The following is a 14780-nucleotide window of genomic DNA, read 5'->3' as shown; positions in this document are numbered from 1 at the left end:
AGAAGGCTCGCTCCCACAGGATCTTCAGTGTGCACACTATCTCATGCACACAGGCGATCCAGTGTAGGAGCGAGCCTGCTCGAGAAAGCGGTTTATCAGGCGCCGACGATCCCGCCATCCTCACGGGTAATCGCCATCACCGACGAGCGCGGCTTGCCATTCGGCAAATGCTCAGGGAAGGTCGAACCACCGTTTTCCCCCGGATGCTGAATCCCGACAAACAGGGTTTTCTGATCCGGCGAGAAACTGATCCCGGTGACCTCACAACCAATCGGTCCGACCATGAACCGACGAATCTCACCGGTCTTCGGATCGGCACAGAGCATCTGGTTATTGCCCATCCCGGCAAAATCCCCGGCGTTGCTCGAGTCGCCATCGGTGAGAATCCACAAACGGCCAGCCTTGTCGAAACCCAAGCCATCCGGGCTGTTGAACATGTTCTGCGGGGTGATGTTCTTCGAGCCGCCCTTCGGCGTCCCGGCGTGCACGCCCGGGTTGCCGGCGACCACAAACAGATCCCAGGCAAACATCTTCGACGCGTGATCGTCACGGTCGGTGCGCCAGCGCAGGATCTGCCCGTAAACGTTCTTCTCACGCGGGTTCGGCCCGCCCACCGGCTGGCCGTCTTCGCCGCGCTTGGCGTTGTTGGTCAGGGTGCAATAGACCTGGCCATCCTTCGGACTGACGACGATCCATTCCGGACGGTCCATGCGTGTTGCGCCAACCACACTGGCAGCGAGGCGCGCGTGGATCAACACTTCAGCCTGATCGGCAAAGCCGCTGCTGGCATCGATGCCGTTCTTGCCGTGGGTCAGTTCGATCCACTGGCCCTGGCCTTTCGGGTGATCGGGGTTGCTGTCGCCGTTGTCGAATTTGGCCACGTACAAGGTGCCGTGATCGAGGATGTCGCGGTTGGCCTTGGCGTTGCGATGGTTGATGCGGTCACGGCTGACGAATTTGTAGATGAACTCGCCACGCTCGTCGTCGCCCATGTACACCACGGCGCGACCGTCGTCGGTCTCGGCCAGTGCGGCGTTTTCATGCTTGAAACGGCCCAGCGCGGTGCGTTTGACCGGGGTCGATTGCGGATCGAACGGATCGATCTCGACCACCCAGCCGTGACGGTTGAGTTCGTTGGGGTTCTTCGCCATGTCGAAGCGCGGGTCATACGGGTGCCAGTTGATCTCACGGCTGGCGGCCGAGACACCGTAGCGCTTTTGCGCCGGGTCAAACTGCTGCTGGGCGTTGCTGCTGCCGAAGCAGTCGGTGAAGTTTTCTTCACAGGTCAGGTAAGTGCCCCACGGGGTTTTGCCATTGGCGCAGTTCTGGAAGGTGCCGAGGACTTTCTTGCCGTGTTTATCGGCAGCGGTTTTCATCAGGTCGTGACCGGCAGCCGGGCCGCTGATGCGCAGTGGCGAGTTGCCGTGAATGCGGCGGTTGTAACGCGAGCCTTGAACGAACTGCCACTGGCCGTTCTTGCGCTGTACCTCGATCACCGACACGCCTTCGCAGGCCAGTGCCTTGCGCACGTCTTCGGCCGATTGCGGCATGCCGCCGTGCGGGTAGAGGTAGCGGTAGTTGGTGTATTCGTTGTTGATCGCCATCAACGCGCGGTTGCGGTCGTCGGGGAAGGCGAACAGACTCATGCCGTCGTTGTTGTCGCCGAACTGCACTTCCTGTGCAGCCGCAGTGCCGTTACCGCTCGGGTCGAACGCCGGGCCGTTTTTTTGCAGGGGCTGGCCCCAACTGATCAGCACCGAAGACTTGTAGCCCTTGGGCAGCGTGATGACGTCGGTGGTCGCGGCGGGAATGCTCTCGAAACCGAGCAGGCGACTGTTGCCGGCGCTGACGCCAGTGGCCAGCGCGCTGCGGCTCAACAGGCTGCCGCCGAGGAACATCGCCGCACCGCACAGCGCACCGGCGCCGATGAAACCGCGACGGCTGAGGCCGACCATTTTTTCCAGATCAGTGGATTGGTTTTCTTCTAATAGGCTCACATCAGGCTCCCTGCTTGGTTTTGGCAGCCACCTTAATGAGCGTCGATGACGCTTTCGTTGCAGCGCCTGATTACAGCGGCGTGCCGATCAGCACATTGGACGGCGAAAACTGCACTTGCACTGGTTGTTCCACGCTCAATCCGCGCGTGCGCAAATCGAGCGGCTCAGCCAGGGCGCAGAGGGTATGGCCGTTGGGCAGGGTGATGCGCACTTCGCTCGGGCCGTCCTCGGCGTCGAGAATCGCTTCGATGGTGCCCTTCAGAAGATTGTGACCAGACGTTGCCGATTGCTCGTGTCCGAGCAATTCCAGCCAGCCAGCCTTGATCAGCGCCACTACTTCGGTACCGGTTTGCAGTTCCAGATGCACGGTGCTGTCGTGGGTGATCTGCGCGTTGAGATGAAGCCCTTCGGCCAGTTCGAGGCAGATCAGGTCATTGCGGCCCTGCGCTTCGATCGCCACGACCTTGCCGTGCAACTGATTGCGCGCGCTGGTTCTGAGCATCAGGCGACCGAGCAAATCGAGATCGCTGGCGTCTTCCGCCGCTTCCAGTACCTGCGCCTGCAAGGCTTGCAGCTTTTGATACAAGCGCAACACGCGTTCGCCTTCGCTGGACAGTTTCGCGCCGCCACCGCCCTTGCCACCGACGGCGCGTTCGACCAGCGGTTTCTGCGCCAGGTTGTTCAGCTCATCGATGGCATCCCACGCCGCTTTGTAGCTCAGGCCCGCGCTTTTCGCGGCGCGAGTGATCGAGCCTTGTTCGGCGATGTGTTGCAGCAAAGCGATGCGCTGCGGACGGCGGACGATGTGCTGGGACAGCAGGGAGGGCATGGACATGGGTGGATGCTTTTTTGTGGCGGTGGACGTGGAAGTTGGCCGCTAGCGACGCGAGAGTCAAGCCCTACACAGAACCCTGTGGGAGCGAGCTTGCTCGCGAAAGCGGCGTCTCAGTCAACATTGATTTTGAATGTTACGGCCTCTTCGCGAGCAAGCTCGCTCCCACAGAGATTTGTGTTGGCTTCAGGTTCCGGGTTTTGGCGTGCGGGCGAGGCAATAGACGTCAACTCTTGCTGCGCCAGCATTCATTAATAATCGCGCCAACCCCTGGGCCGTGGCGCCAGTGGTCAGCACATCATCAATCAACGCCAAATGCCGGCCTTGTACCTGCGCATCCGGCATGAGGTCGAACGCATTGCGCAAATTGCGTTTACGCGCTTTGGCGTCGAGAGCCTGCTGGGCATCGGTGTCCTTGATGCGGCGCAGAACCGTTTCCTCACACGGCAGATCCAGCGAGGTGCTCAGCCAGCGCGCCAGCATCGCCGCCTGGTTGAAGCCCCTTTGACGCAGGCGTTTACGCGCCAGCGGCACCGGCAACAACACATCGGGCCTGGCTAAACCCTCATCGAAGCGATGTTGCAGGTATTGCCCGAGAACGTCGGCGAGCAGGTGGCCAAACGGCCATTTTGCGTTGTGTTTAAAGCGTGTAATCAAACTGTCGACCGGGAAGCCATATAGCCAGGGCGTCACCACCTCTTCGAAAGCCGGCGGCTCTAGCTGGCACTCGCCGCAGGTCAGGCCCGCTGCGGCTAAAGGCAAAGCGCAGGTGACGCATTGCTCGCCAAGCCATGGCAGTTCGGTTTCGCAAGCCACGCAGATTGGCATTTTCGCTTCCGCCGGCTCATCGCAAAGCAAGCAGGATTGTATGTTATTTAAACAGATGTAAACCGGGCCTTCGTATCGTGGTTGACAGCGCATGACTCTTCCTTAAATATGCCGAACATCCGTGTAGCACCTGTGGGTATTCCATTCCCGCAGCCGCAAGCCAAGCATAACCAAGGAATTACCCATGAGCGCGAGCACCACCGCCACCCTGCGTCACGACTGGTCTCTGGCCGAAGTCAAAGCACTCTTCGTACAGCCATTCAACGACTTGCTGTTCCAGGCGCAAACGGTGCACCGCGCGCATTTCAACGCCAACCGCGTTCAGGTTTCGACTCTGCTGTCGATCAAGACCGGCGCCTGCCCGGAAGACTGCAAGTACTGCCCGCAGTCCGGTCACTACAACACCGGTCTGGAAAAAGAAAAGCTGATGGAAGTGCAGAAGGTCCTCGAAGAGGCGGCACGCGCCAAGGCGATCGGTTCGACGCGTTTCTGCATGGGCGCGGCGTGGAAGCATCCGTCGGCCAAAGACATGCCCTACGTGCTGAAAATGGTTGAAGGCGTGAAAGCCCTGGGGCTGGAAACCTGCATGACGCTGGGGCGTCTCGATCAGGATCAGACCGAGGCACTGGCCAAGGCCGGTCTCGATTACTACAACCACAACCTCGACACGTCGCCCGAGTTCTACGGCAGCATCATCACCACCCGTACGTACAGCGAGCGCCTGCAAACGCTGGCCTACGTGCGTGAGTCGGGAATGAAGATTTGCTCCGGCGGCATTCTCGGCATGGGCGAGTCGCTGGATGATCGCGCCAATCTGCTGATCCAGTTGGCCAACCTGCCGGAGCATCCGGAATCGGTGCCGATCAACATGCTGGTGAAGGTCGCCGGCACGCCGTTGGAAAACGCAGAAGACATCGACCCGTTCGACTTCATCCGCATGCTCGCCGTGGCTCGCATTCTCATGCCGCAATCCCACGTGCGCCTGTCCGCCGGCCGCGAAGCGATGAACGAGCAAATGCAGGCCCTCGCATTCTTTGCCGGCGCCAACTCGATTTTCTACGGCGACAAGTTGCTGACCACCGCCAACCCGCAGGCCGACAAGGACATGCAATTGTTCGCGCGCCTCGGTATCGCACCGGAGGCTCGTGAAGAGCATTCCGATGAAGTGCATCAGGCTGCGATCGAGCAGGCGCTGGTGGAGCAGAAAAGCAGCGAGCAGTTCTACAACGCCGCAGTGTAAAAAGCTGCGCGGATTCCTCTGAAGGAATGCAAAACCCCTTGTGGGAGCGAGCCTGCTCGCGAAAGCGGTGTTTCAGTCGACATTGATGTCGGATGTGAAGGCCTCTTCGCGAGCAAGGGATCTGTGTCACTTGAAAGTCGAGGCCTGCATGTCTTTCGATCTCGCCGCACGCCTTGCTGCCCGTCGTGCCGAAAACCTCTATCGTCAGCGCCCGCTGCTCGAATCCCCGCAGGGGCCGGAAGTGGTGGTCGACGGCCAACCGTTGCTCGCGTTCTGCAATAACGATTACCTCGGTCTGGCCAATCACCCGCAAGTGATCGAAGCCTGGCGCTCAGGTGCTGAACGTTGGGGCGTCGGTGGTGGCGCCTCGCATCTGGTGATCGGCCACAGCGGCCCGCATCACGCACTGGAAGAAGCGCTGGCCGATCTCACCGGACGTCCGCGTGCGCTGCTGTTCACCACCGGCTACATGGCCAATCTCGGCGCTGTTACGGCTCTGGTCGGGCAGGGCGACACGGTGCTGGAAGATCGCCTCAATCACGCTTCGTTACTGGATGCGGGTCTGTTGTCGGGGGCGCGTTTCAATCGCTATCTGCACAACGACGCGGTGAGTCTGGCCAAACGTCTGGAGAAAGCCACCGGCAATACGCTGGTGGTTACCGACGGCGTGTTCAGCATGGACGGCGACCTCGCTGATCTGCCGGCGCTGGCCCGAGAAACCAAGGCCAAAGGCGCGTGGCTGATGGTTGATGACGCTCACGGTTTCGGGCCGCTGGGTGCGAATGGCGGCGGGATTGTCGAGCATTTCGGTTTGAGCCAGGAGGACGTGCCGGTGTTGGTCGGCACCCTCGGCAAAGCGTTCGGCACGGCGGGGGCGTTTGTCGCCGGCAGCGAAGAGCTGATCGAAAGCCTGATCCAGTTCGCCCGCCCGTACATCTACACCACCAGCCAGCCGCCGGCGCTGGCCTGCGCAACATTGAAAAGTCTGGAACTGCTGCGCAGCGAACATTGGCGTCGTGAGCATTTGCAGACGCTGATTCGCCAGTTCCGGCATGGCGCCGAGCAGATTGGCCTGGAGTTGATGGACAGCTTCACACCGATCCAGCCGATCATGATTGGCGATGCCGGCCGCGCTGTACGTCTTTCGCAGATGCTGCGTGAGCGCGGGCTGATGGTCACCGCGATCCGCCCACCGACTGTGCCCGCCGGCAGCGCCCGTTTGCGCGTGACTCTGACCGCCGCCCACAGCGAGGCGCAGGTGCAGCTATTGTTAGAGGGGCTGGCCGATTGTTTTGCCCAACTGACGCCGGAGCCAAGCCATGCGTAATCGCCTGATCCTGCTGCCCGGCTGGGGCCTCGGTATTTCGCCGATGGAGCCTCTGGCCGCGGCGTTGCAGGGGCTCGACGAACATCTCAACGTTGAAGTCGAGCCGTTGCCGGCGTCGGATTCCAGTGACCTGCAAGACTGGCTCGACGAACTCGACGAGCGCATTCCTCAGGATGTGTGGCTGGGCGGCTGGTCGCTGGGCGGCATGCTCGCGTCCGAATTGGCGGCGCGCCGTGGCGAGCATTGCTGCGGGTTGCTGACGCTGGCGAGCAATCCTTCCTTCGTTGCTCATGAACAGTGGCCGAACGCGATGTCAGGCGAGACGTTCGACGCGTTTCTCGCGGGTTGCCAAGCCGATCCGCGTACAACGCTCAAACGGTTCTCGCTGCTCTGTGCCCAAGGCGCGCAAGACCCGCGCGGCTTGTCACGATTGATGTTGGGCGGCGCACCGAACACCGCGCCGGCGGCGCTGATGGCGGGACTGGAACTGCTCGCGCAACTGGATACCCGTGAAGCATTGCAGGCGTTTCGTGGCCCGCAGTTTCATTTGTTCGCCGGTCAGGACGGCCTGGTCCCGGCGGAAGCGGCAGGGGCGTTGTTCGTCCTGTTGCCGGATATCGAAATAGGTCTGATCGAACAGGCCTGTCATGCGTTTCTTCTGGAAGACCCCCACGGACTGGCGGGCGCTATCCAGGCTTTTTTACATGAGTGCGGTGATGACTGATTTGTCTCTTGTGCTGCCTGGCGGCTTGCCTGACAAACGTCAGGTCGCGGCCTCTTTCTCCCGCGCGGCGGCCAGTTACGACAGCGTCGCCGAGTTGCAACGTGATGTCGGTACACAGTTGCTGCAGCGCTTGCCGGTGGATTTCGTACCATCGCGCTGGCTGGATCTGGGCTGCGGCACTGGCTACTTCACTCGGGCGCTGGCCTCGCGTTTTATTGAGGGTGACGGTCTGGCGCTGGATATCGCTGAAGGCATGCTTGAGCATGCGCGGCCGTTGGGCGGTGCCGAGCATTTCATTGCTGGCGATGCGGAGCGGCTGCCGCTGCAGGATTCGACCTGCGACCTGATCTTCTCCAGCCTCGCGGTGCAGTGGTGTGTGGATTTCGATGCGGTGCTCAGCGAAGCCTTTCGTGTGCTCAAACCGGGTGGAATTTTTGCGTTTGCTAGTCTTTGTACAGGGACGTTGTTTGAGTTGCGTGACAGCTGGCGGCAGGTCGACGGGATGGTGCACGTCAACCGCTTCCGCGAGTTCGCCCGTTATGAACAGTTGTGTGCGGGCAGTGGTTTGCGAACGCTGAGTCTGGAGAAACAGCCTCACGTGTTGCACTACCCGGATGTGCGCGGTCTGACCCATGAGTTGAAAGCCCTCGGTGCGCACAATCTGAATCCCGGGCGGCCGGGCGGTTTGACCGGCCGCGCGCGGATTCTCGGGCTGGTCGAAGCTTACGAGCAGTTCCGTGAGGCGTCGGGATTGCCGGCGACTTATCAGGTGGTCTACGCCGTGTTGGAGAAACCCGTATGAGCGCAGCCTATTTCATCACCGGAACGGACACCGATGTCGGCAAGACCACCGTTGCCGCCGGGTTGCTGCATGCGGCGCGCTCCGCCGGGTTGAGTACGGCGGCGGGCAAACCGGTGGCATCCGGGTGTGAAGTGACGCCCAAGGGGTTGCGCAATTCCGATGCGTTGGCGCTGCTCGCCGAATGTTCGTTGCCACTGAGTTATCAACAGGTCAATCCGGTGGCGTTCGAACCGGCGATCGCTCCGCATCTGGCGGCGCGAGAGGCGGGCGTGGCTTTGACCGTGCAATCGCTGCTGGCGCCGATGCGCGAGATTCTGTCGATGAACGCCGATTTCACTCTGATCGAGGGCGCGGGTGGCTGGCGGGTGCCTTTGGCCGATCAGGATAATTTGTCGGATCTGGCGATTGCGCTGAAGCTGCCGGTGATTCTGGTGGTGGGTGTGCGATTGGGGTGCATCAGTCATGCCTTGCTGACGGCGGAGGCGATTGCTCGCGATGGGCTGCAACTGGCAGGGTGGGTGGCGAATATCATCGATCCGAAGACTTCGCGGCTGGAGGAGAATCTCGCCACGCTGGCTGAGCGGATTCCGGCGCCGTGCCTCGGACGCGTGCCGAAACTCAAGGCCTTGAGTGCAGAGGCGGTGGCGGATCATTTGCAATTGGATCTGCTCGACTAAGCTTTTCTCTATGGGCAGGCACTGTGCCGTTAGTGTTTTTGACGGGTGTTTTTCTGGCGCCTCTGCTTCAATGGCAGCCATTGATCCTTCCCAAGGATGAGAACCGTTATGGAAATCTCCGGTAACACTGCTTTTTATGCCGGTCTGAGCTCGATTCAGAGCGGGCAGAACCGCATCGATCAGGCTGCCAGCCAAATCGCCAACAATACTATCGAACGTTCGGTGACCAGCCAGTCGTCTGAAGTGCAGATTGATCGTCTGCGTGGTGTTGATCGTGCCCAGCAATCGGATCTGGCCAGTAATGTGGTCGAGATGTCTCAGGGCAAGATCCAGGCTGAGCTGGGTGTGAAGGTCGCCAAGGCTTCCGATGAAGTGCTCGGTACGATCATCGATACGTTCGCCTGACTTTTCTGTCTTCTGCACGCTGAATGCCGCGACCTGTCGCGGCGTTTTTCGTTGTAAGTCCTTCTCTCTCAACTAATCTTTTTTCAGCGCCCGTGGCTCGTTCGAGCGCATGGCGGTTTGCTGTGTCCGGCATTTGAAAAATCTGATGACGAACGGCAAAAGATCGATGCTTGACAAGATTTCGGCGTAAACGTATGTTTCAAACAACTGTTTGACCGTCACAACAAATCAACGCGGTCGTTCATTCCCGGTTACATCAGCAGAGGTTTATCGCTATGCCTGACTACAAGGCCCCCTTGCGTGATATTCGCTTCGTTCGTGACGAGCTGCTCGGCTACGAAGCGCACTATCAGAGCCTTCCGGCTTGCGCAGACGCAACTCCGGACATGGTTGACGCCATTCTCGAAGAAGGCGCCAAGTTTTGTGAGCAGGTACTGGCACCGCTGAACCGCGTGGGCGACCTCGAAGGTTGCACCTGGAGCGAGTCCGGCGTGAAAACCCCGACTGGCTTCAAAGAGGCTTACAAGCAATTCGTTGAAGGTGGCTGGCCAAGCCTCGCTCACGACGTTGAGCACGGCGGCCAAGGCCTGCCGGAGTCGCTGGGTCTGGCCGTGAGCGAAATGGTTGGCGAAGCCAACTGGTCGTGGGGCATGTACCCAGGCCTGTCGCACGGCGCGATGAACACCATCTCCGAGCACGGCACGCCAGAGCAGCAAGAAGCCTATCTGACCAAACTGGTTTCCGGCGAATGGACCGGCACCATGTGCCTGACCGAACCGCACTGCGGCACCGACCTGGGCATGCTGCGCACCAAGGCCGAACCTCAGGCCGACGGTTCCTACAAAGTGTCCGGCACCAAGATCTTCATCTCGGCCGGTGAACACGACATGGCCGACAACATCGTCCACATCGTGCTGGCTCGCCTGCCGGACGCACCGGCTGGGACCAAAGGCATCTCGCTGTTCATCGTTCCAAAGTTCATGCCGAACGCGGATGGCACCGTCGGTGAGCGCAACGCAGTGAGCTGCGGTTCGCTGGAACACAAGATGGGCATCCACGGCAACGCCACTTGCGTGATGAACTTCGACGGCGCTACCGGTTACCTGATCGGCCCGGCGAACAAAGGCCTGAACTGCATGTTCACCTTTATGAACACCGCACGTCTGGGTACCGCGCTGCAAGGTCTGGCCCACGCCGAAATCGGTTTCCAGGGCGGCCTGAAATACGCTCGCGATCGTCTGCAAATGCGCTCCCTGACTGGCCCGAAAGCGCCGGAAAAAGCCGCTGACCCGATCATCGTGCACCCTGACGTACGCCGCATGCTGCTGACCATGAAGGCATTCGCCGAAGGCAACCGTGCGATGGTGTACTTCACCGCCAAACAGGTCGACATCGTCAAATACGGTGTGGACGAAGAAGAGAAGAAGAAAGCCGACGCACTGCTGGCCTTCATGACCCCGATCGCCAAAGCGTTCATGACCGAAGTCGGTTTCGAATCTGCTAACCACGGCGTACAGATCTACGGCGGCCACGGCTTCATCGCCGAGTGGGGCATGGAGCAGAACGTTCGCGACAGCCGCATTTCGATGCTGTACGAAGGCACCACCGGTATCCAGGCACTCGATCTGCTGGGCCGTAAAGTGTTGATGACTCAAGGCGAAGCTCTGAAAGGCTTCACCAAGATCGTCCACAAGTTCTGCCAGAACAACGAAGGCAACGAAGCCGTTGCAGAATTCGTCGCACCGCTGGCAGCCATCAACAAGGAATGGGGCGAACTGACCATGAAGGTCGGTATGGCCGCCATGAAAGATCGCGAAGAAGTCGGCGCGGCTTCCGTGGACTACCTGATGTACTCCGGTTATGCCTGCCTGGCTTACTTCTGGGCCGACATGGCGCGTCTGGCTGCCGAGAAGCTGGCAGAAGGCACCGGCGACGCAGCGTTCTACACCGCCAAGCTGCAAACCGCGCGCTTCTACTTCCAGCGCATCCTGCCGCGTACCCGTACGCACGTGGCCACCATGCTGTCGGGCGCCAACAACCTGATGGACATGAAAGAAGAAGACTTCGCACTGGGCTACTAAGCCTTAACGCAGTCGCTAAAAAACCGCTGCTCTTTCGGGAGTAGCGGTTTTTTTTGCGCTGGATTCCGTCCCCAACTCTGGGGGCGATTCCCCAGCAGAAACGGTGTCTGACAGCGCGTAGCTCCCGCATTTATTGATTCAAAATGTTTCTCGGAAGGATGGCCAATTAATTGCACTGCGCAAATTAACCGGCGCTCACGAGAAATCCTGTGCTGTTCCACGACGCCTCTCGCCCGGCGAATCCATAACAACAACGTCAGGGTGAAGCACATGAACATCTGCCGACTTGTCTGGTTAACCCTCACACTCTCTGCCTCCAGTGCCATGGCGGCAGATCCCGCCGAAGTGGATCCGCCCGTGCCGGAAGTGCCAAGCCTGCAATCCTTGCGCGGCATGGTTCCGCCCGATCCCTCCGGGACAGAAGGCGGGCGCAAGGTCGACCTGATGACCGACTATGTGCTCAACCGTTCCGCCGCAATCCTGCTGGGCAAGGCGCTGTTCTGGGACATGGAAGTCGGCAGCGATGGCGCTACGGCTTGCGCGTCCTGCCACTACCACGCCGGTGTCGATCACCGCATCACCAACCAGCTCAATCCCGGCCAGGCACACACCAACGCCAACGTCGCCTCGATCTTCAACAAACCCTTTGTCGCTTCGGACATTCCCGGCGATGTGGCGTCCTACACGACGCTTTCCGGCGGCAAGGGCGGCCCGAACTACACGCTGAAGAAAACCGATTTCCCGACCCATGTGCTGAGCAATCCACTGGAGCGCAATTCGCCGATCCTGTATTCGAGCGATGACGTGGTCGGCTCTCAAGGCGTATTCGATGCCAACTTCGTCAAACCCAACCAGCCACGTTTCGACAAATGCACCCAGCAACCGGACGGTATCTTTCAGGTCGGCGGCATCAACGTACGCCGCAGCACCGGGCGTAATGCGCCGTCGGTAATCAACGCCGCGTTCAATGTGCGCAACTTCTGGGATGGTCGGGCGAATAACGTGTTCAATGGTTTCTCGCCGTTCGGCAATCGTGATCCCGATGCGGGCATTTACGTGACCAGCGAGCGCAGCACCGTGGCAACCAGAGTCCGGCTGGCGCTCAACGACGCATCTGCTGCTTCACAAGCGGTGGGGCCGCCGGGCAGTGCGGTGGAAATGTCCTGCGGTGGTCGCACCTTCGCTGACATCGGCCGGCGCATGCTCGATCAGTTGATGCTCAAGCAGCAGCGGATTTCCTCCAACGATTCCGTGCTCGCCTCGGTATCCGGCGCGCGTCGCCCTACCTATCGCGAGCTGATCAAGAACGCCTTCCAGCCACGCCTATGGAACGCCACGCAAAATGTGCTGGTGGGTGGCGCGCCGTACACACAGATGGAAGCCAATTTTCCGCTGTTCTTCGGGCTGGCGATTCAAATGTACGAGTCCACGCTGATCTCTGACCAAGCGCCGATCGATGCTTATCTGCAAGGCGATTCAACTGCCATGAACGCGCAGCAAGTGCAGGGCATGAACCTGTTTCTCGGCAAAGGCAAATGCGTCAATTGCCACGGCGGCGCGGAACTGACAAACGCCGCCAGCCGTTTGCTGATGCACCCGCGTGAACGCATCGAACGCATGGTCATGGCTGACAACCTCACCACGCTCTATGACAACGGTTTCTACAACACCGGCGTGCGCCCGACCTCCGAAGATCTGGCCCTCGGCGGCGTTGATGCCTGGGGCAATCCGTGGTCGTTCAGCCGTCAGTACAACAAGGTGTTGCAGGGCGGCAGCATTGCCGATCCGCTGGATGTCGATGTCTGCACCTTCGAAGCACCGCTGAGCGCAGCGATCCCGTGCGACGCCACGCTAAAACCCAATGTCAACTTCCGCGACTCGGTCGATGGCGCCTTCAAGACGCCGACCCTGCGCAACATCGCCCTGACCGGGCCGTACTTCCACAACGGCAGCCGCGCCACGCTCAAGCAAGTGATGGAGTTCTACAACCGTGGCGGCGATCGCCGTGGCGAGGACGCCAACAACACCAGCGGTTTCGAGCATCCGGCGGTCAATCAGCACAACACTTCGAACCTCGATCCGGACATGACCAACCTCAACCTGATGCCCGATGAGATCGACGCGCTGGTGAAATTCATGGAAGTCGGCCTGACCGATCCGCGTGTGGCGTGGGAGCGTGCTCCGTTCGATCATCCATCGCTGGTCATCCCGCAAGGCCATGTCGGTGATGAGAATGCCGTGACCCAACGTCCGGCCAGCCCGAAAGTCACCACTCGGCAAGCGGCGGACGCTTTGCTCAATCTCAAGCCTTACGGCGCTGAGGGGCGGAGTCCTGCGGAGGGGCCACTGTTGCCGTTCTACAACGATCTTTGAGGGGGATTTTCAAGCCCGGCCACCAGTCATGATGGCCAGCGCGGCGGATCGGGCAAAAAACTTGGCAAATCGCTCAGATACTCAGGTTTTCTGCCGTTAAAGAGACTGCGTGTGATCTGGATCACATTGTGTGTGCTTAACTGGCCACATTGCAGGCACAATGCCATCTCTTTGATATGACGGGTCGGAGCTTTACCCTTGCCGCGTTCTTCCGCTGTACGTTTCAGCCATTTCCTACCTTCACTGCTGTTGTTACTCGCGGGGTTGGCGGCTGCGTACGTCAAAGACCTCAACGTGTTTTTCACGTCGCTGTTCAACGTGTTGCCGACTCTGGTTTTGCTGCTGGGCGGCGCTTATTGCGCGGTTTACCGACGTCAGCGCGAACTGTTTCTGATGCTCACGGTGTACATCGCCTATTTTCTGCTCGACACCCAGACCGACTATTACCGTGATAACGGGAAGGTCCGCGAAGACGCTGCGGTGGTCTTTCATCTCGTTTGTCTGCTGTTGCCGTTATTGTTCGGCCTGTTCGCTGCCTGGCAGGAACGTACCCACCTGTTCCAGGACATGGTCGCGCGTTTTGCCGTGTTGCTGGCCTTTGGCAGTGTGGCGCTGGGCCTTGAACAAAGTTATCCCCAGGCATTGCTGATCTGGCTCTCGGAAATCCGCTGGCCGGCACTGCACGGTGCGTGGATGAGCCTGATCCAGCTGTCCTATCCGGTGTTTATCTCGGCGTTCCTGCTACTGGCCTGGCAGTACTGGCGCAATCCGCGCCCGCTGCATGCGGCGCAATTGGTTGGCCTGCTCGGTGTGTTCTGGATGCTGCCGAAAACCTTCATCCTGCCGTTTACTCTGAACATCATGTGCAGCCAAGTGATGTTGATGATTGCGGCTGCGGTTGCGCACGAGGCTTATCAAATGGCCTTCCGCGACGAACTCACCGGTCTGCCGGGCCGTCGCGCGCTCAACGAACGCATGCAGCGCCTCGGTCGCAACTACGTATTGGCGATGAGCGACGTCGATCACTTCAAGAAATTCAACGACACCCATGGCCACGATGTCGGCGATCAGGTGCTGCGATTGGTCGCGAGCAAACTGTCGAAAATCAGCGGTGGCGGTAGGGCGTATCGCTATGGCGGTGAGGAATTTGCCCTGGTGTTTGCAGGCAAAACCCTTGAGGAGTGCATGCCGCACCTTGAGGTGATCCGCGAGTCGATTGCGTCCTACAACATTCAACTGCGCAATCAGGAAAACCGTCCGCAGGATGATCAGCAAGGTCGACAACGCCGCGCCGGTTCCGGTGCCTCCAGCGTTTCAGTCACGGTGAGTATCGGCGTCGCCGAGCGAGTGGAGCAGCGCAACCCGGAGCAAGTCCTGAAGTCCGCCGACGAGGCGCTCTACAGCGCCAAAGGCGCAGGGCGAAACTGTGTGGTCGCGTTCGGGCAGAACCGCCGAGGCGCGGTGCGTATGGACTCGGCCGCAGGTTGAGTGATG

12 protein-coding genes are annotated in these 14780 nt (G+C 60.0%); 9 read left to right on the top strand and 3 right to left on the bottom strand.

All coding sequences use genetic code 11. From position 1 onward, the window contains the following. Nucleotides 1–95 precede the first annotated feature (95 nt). The 3 genes from ACZZ0G_RS09055 to ACZZ0G_RS09045 all read right to left on the bottom strand — a co-directional run bounded on the left by ACZZ0G_RS09055 (nt 96) and on the right by ACZZ0G_RS09045 (nt 3750). Nucleotides 96–1997 (bottom strand): PhoX family protein, encoded by a 1902-nt coding sequence (locus tag ACZZ0G_RS09055; protein WP_463555930.1) that lies wholly within the window; start codon nt 1995–1997, stop codon nt 96–98. Nucleotides 1998–2067: 70 nt separating this feature from the next. Beyond that, nucleotides 2068–2832, bottom strand: a complete 765-nt coding sequence (locus tag ACZZ0G_RS09050; protein ID WP_463398549.1) for a TOBE domain-containing protein — start codon at nt 2830–2832, stop codon at nt 2068–2070. Between the two features lie 183 nt (nt 2833–3015). Next, entirely contained in the window at nt 3016–3750 is a 735-nt protein-coding gene (locus tag ACZZ0G_RS09045; RefSeq protein WP_463555929.1) for a ComF family protein, read from the bottom strand. A 91-nt stretch (nt 3751–3841) separates the two neighbouring features. Here ACZZ0G_RS09045 and bioB point away from each other — a divergent pair, with 91 nt between their 5' ends. The 9 genes from bioB (at nt 3842) to ACZZ0G_RS09000 (ending at nt 14774) form a co-directional block, all read left to right on the top strand. Then, entirely contained in the window at nt 3842–4897 is a 1056-nt protein-coding gene (gene bioB, locus ACZZ0G_RS09040) for a biotin synthase BioB (RefSeq protein WP_064119238.1), read from the top strand. Between the two features lie 148 nt (nt 4898–5045). Continuing rightward, on the top strand, nt 5046–6224 hold the full coding sequence (gene bioF / locus ACZZ0G_RS09035) for an 8-amino-7-oxononanoate synthase (protein ID WP_463555928.1): 1179 nt from the start codon (nt 5046–5048) through the stop codon (nt 6222–6224). Further along, nucleotides 6217–6948, top strand: coding sequence for an alpha/beta fold hydrolase (locus ACZZ0G_RS09030; RefSeq protein ID WP_463555927.1), 732 nt, complete (start codon nt 6217–6219; stop codon nt 6946–6948). Before bioF ends, ACZZ0G_RS09030 begins: the two co-directional genes overlap by 8 nt. Continuing rightward, on the top strand, nt 6941–7750 hold the full coding sequence (gene bioC, locus ACZZ0G_RS09025) for a malonyl-ACP O-methyltransferase BioC (RefSeq protein WP_463555926.1): 810 nt from the start codon (nt 6941–6943) through the stop codon (nt 7748–7750). Before ACZZ0G_RS09030 ends, bioC begins: the two co-directional genes overlap by 8 nt. Beyond that, nucleotides 7747–8427, top strand: coding sequence for a dethiobiotin synthase (gene bioD / locus ACZZ0G_RS09020; protein WP_463555925.1), 681 nt, complete (start codon nt 7747–7749; stop codon nt 8425–8427). Before bioC ends, bioD begins: the two co-directional genes overlap by 4 nt. Before the next feature lie 108 nt (nt 8428–8535). After that, nucleotides 8536–8832 (top strand): pyrroloquinoline quinone biosynthesis protein PqqE, encoded by a 297-nt coding sequence (locus tag ACZZ0G_RS09015; protein ID WP_463555924.1) that lies wholly within the window; start codon nt 8536–8538, stop codon nt 8830–8832. A gap of 275 nt (nt 8833–9107) precedes the next feature. After that, a complete protein-coding gene (locus ACZZ0G_RS09010; protein WP_463555923.1) occupies nt 9108–10913 on the top strand; it encodes a phenylacyl-CoA dehydrogenase in 1806 nt (601 codons plus the stop codon). Between the two features lie 270 nt (nt 10914–11183). Beyond that, complete coding sequence (locus ACZZ0G_RS09005) at nt 11184–13286, top strand: cytochrome-c peroxidase (RefSeq protein WP_463555922.1); 2103 nt, start codon at nt 11184–11186, stop codon at nt 13284–13286. Between the two features lie 198 nt (nt 13287–13484). Next, a complete protein-coding gene (locus ACZZ0G_RS09000; protein WP_463555921.1) occupies nt 13485–14774 on the top strand; it encodes a GGDEF domain-containing protein in 1290 nt (429 codons plus the stop codon). Nucleotides 14775–14780: the final 6 nt, after the last annotated feature.

The sequence above is a fragment of the Pseudomonas sp. AC169 genome (assembly GCF_979258515.1).
The sequence above is the reverse complement of the archived record's forward strand: the minus strand, read 5'-3'. Positions and strand labels throughout refer to the sequence as shown.

Excerpts from the sequence above, each read along its gene's own strand:
- ACZZ0G_RS09015 (WP_463555924.1), top strand. The coding sequence starts at position 8,536 with ATGGAAATCTCCGGTAACACTGCTTTTTATGCCGGTCTGAGCTCGATT.
- bioD (WP_463555925.1), top strand. The coding sequence starts at position 7,747 with ATGAGCGCAGCCTATTTCATCACCGGAACGGACACCGATGTCGGCAAG.
- ACZZ0G_RS09030 (WP_463555927.1), top strand. The coding sequence starts at position 6,217 with ATGCGTAATCGCCTGATCCTGCTGCCCGGCTGGGGCCTCGGTATTTCG.
- ACZZ0G_RS09005 (WP_463555922.1), top strand. The coding sequence starts at position 11,184 with ATGAACATCTGCCGACTTGTCTGGTTAACCCTCACACTCTCTGCCTCC.
- ACZZ0G_RS09010 (WP_463555923.1), top strand. The coding sequence starts at position 9,108 with ATGCCTGACTACAAGGCCCCCTTGCGTGATATTCGCTTCGTTCGTGAC.
- bioC (WP_463555926.1), top strand. The coding sequence starts at position 6,941 with ATGACTGATTTGTCTCTTGTGCTGCCTGGCGGCTTGCCTGACAAACGT.
- bioF (WP_463555928.1), top strand. The coding sequence starts at position 5,046 with ATGTCTTTCGATCTCGCCGCACGCCTTGCTGCCCGTCGTGCCGAAAAC.
- bioB (WP_064119238.1), top strand. The coding sequence starts at position 3,842 with ATGAGCGCGAGCACCACCGCCACCCTGCGTCACGACTGGTCTCTGGCC.
- ACZZ0G_RS09045 (WP_463555929.1), bottom strand. The coding sequence starts at position 3,750 with ATGCGCTGTCAACCACGATACGAAGGCCCGGTTTACATCTGTTTAAAT.
- ACZZ0G_RS09050 (WP_463398549.1), bottom strand. The coding sequence starts at position 2,832 with ATGTCCATGCCCTCCCTGCTGTCCCAGCACATCGTCCGCCGTCCGCAG.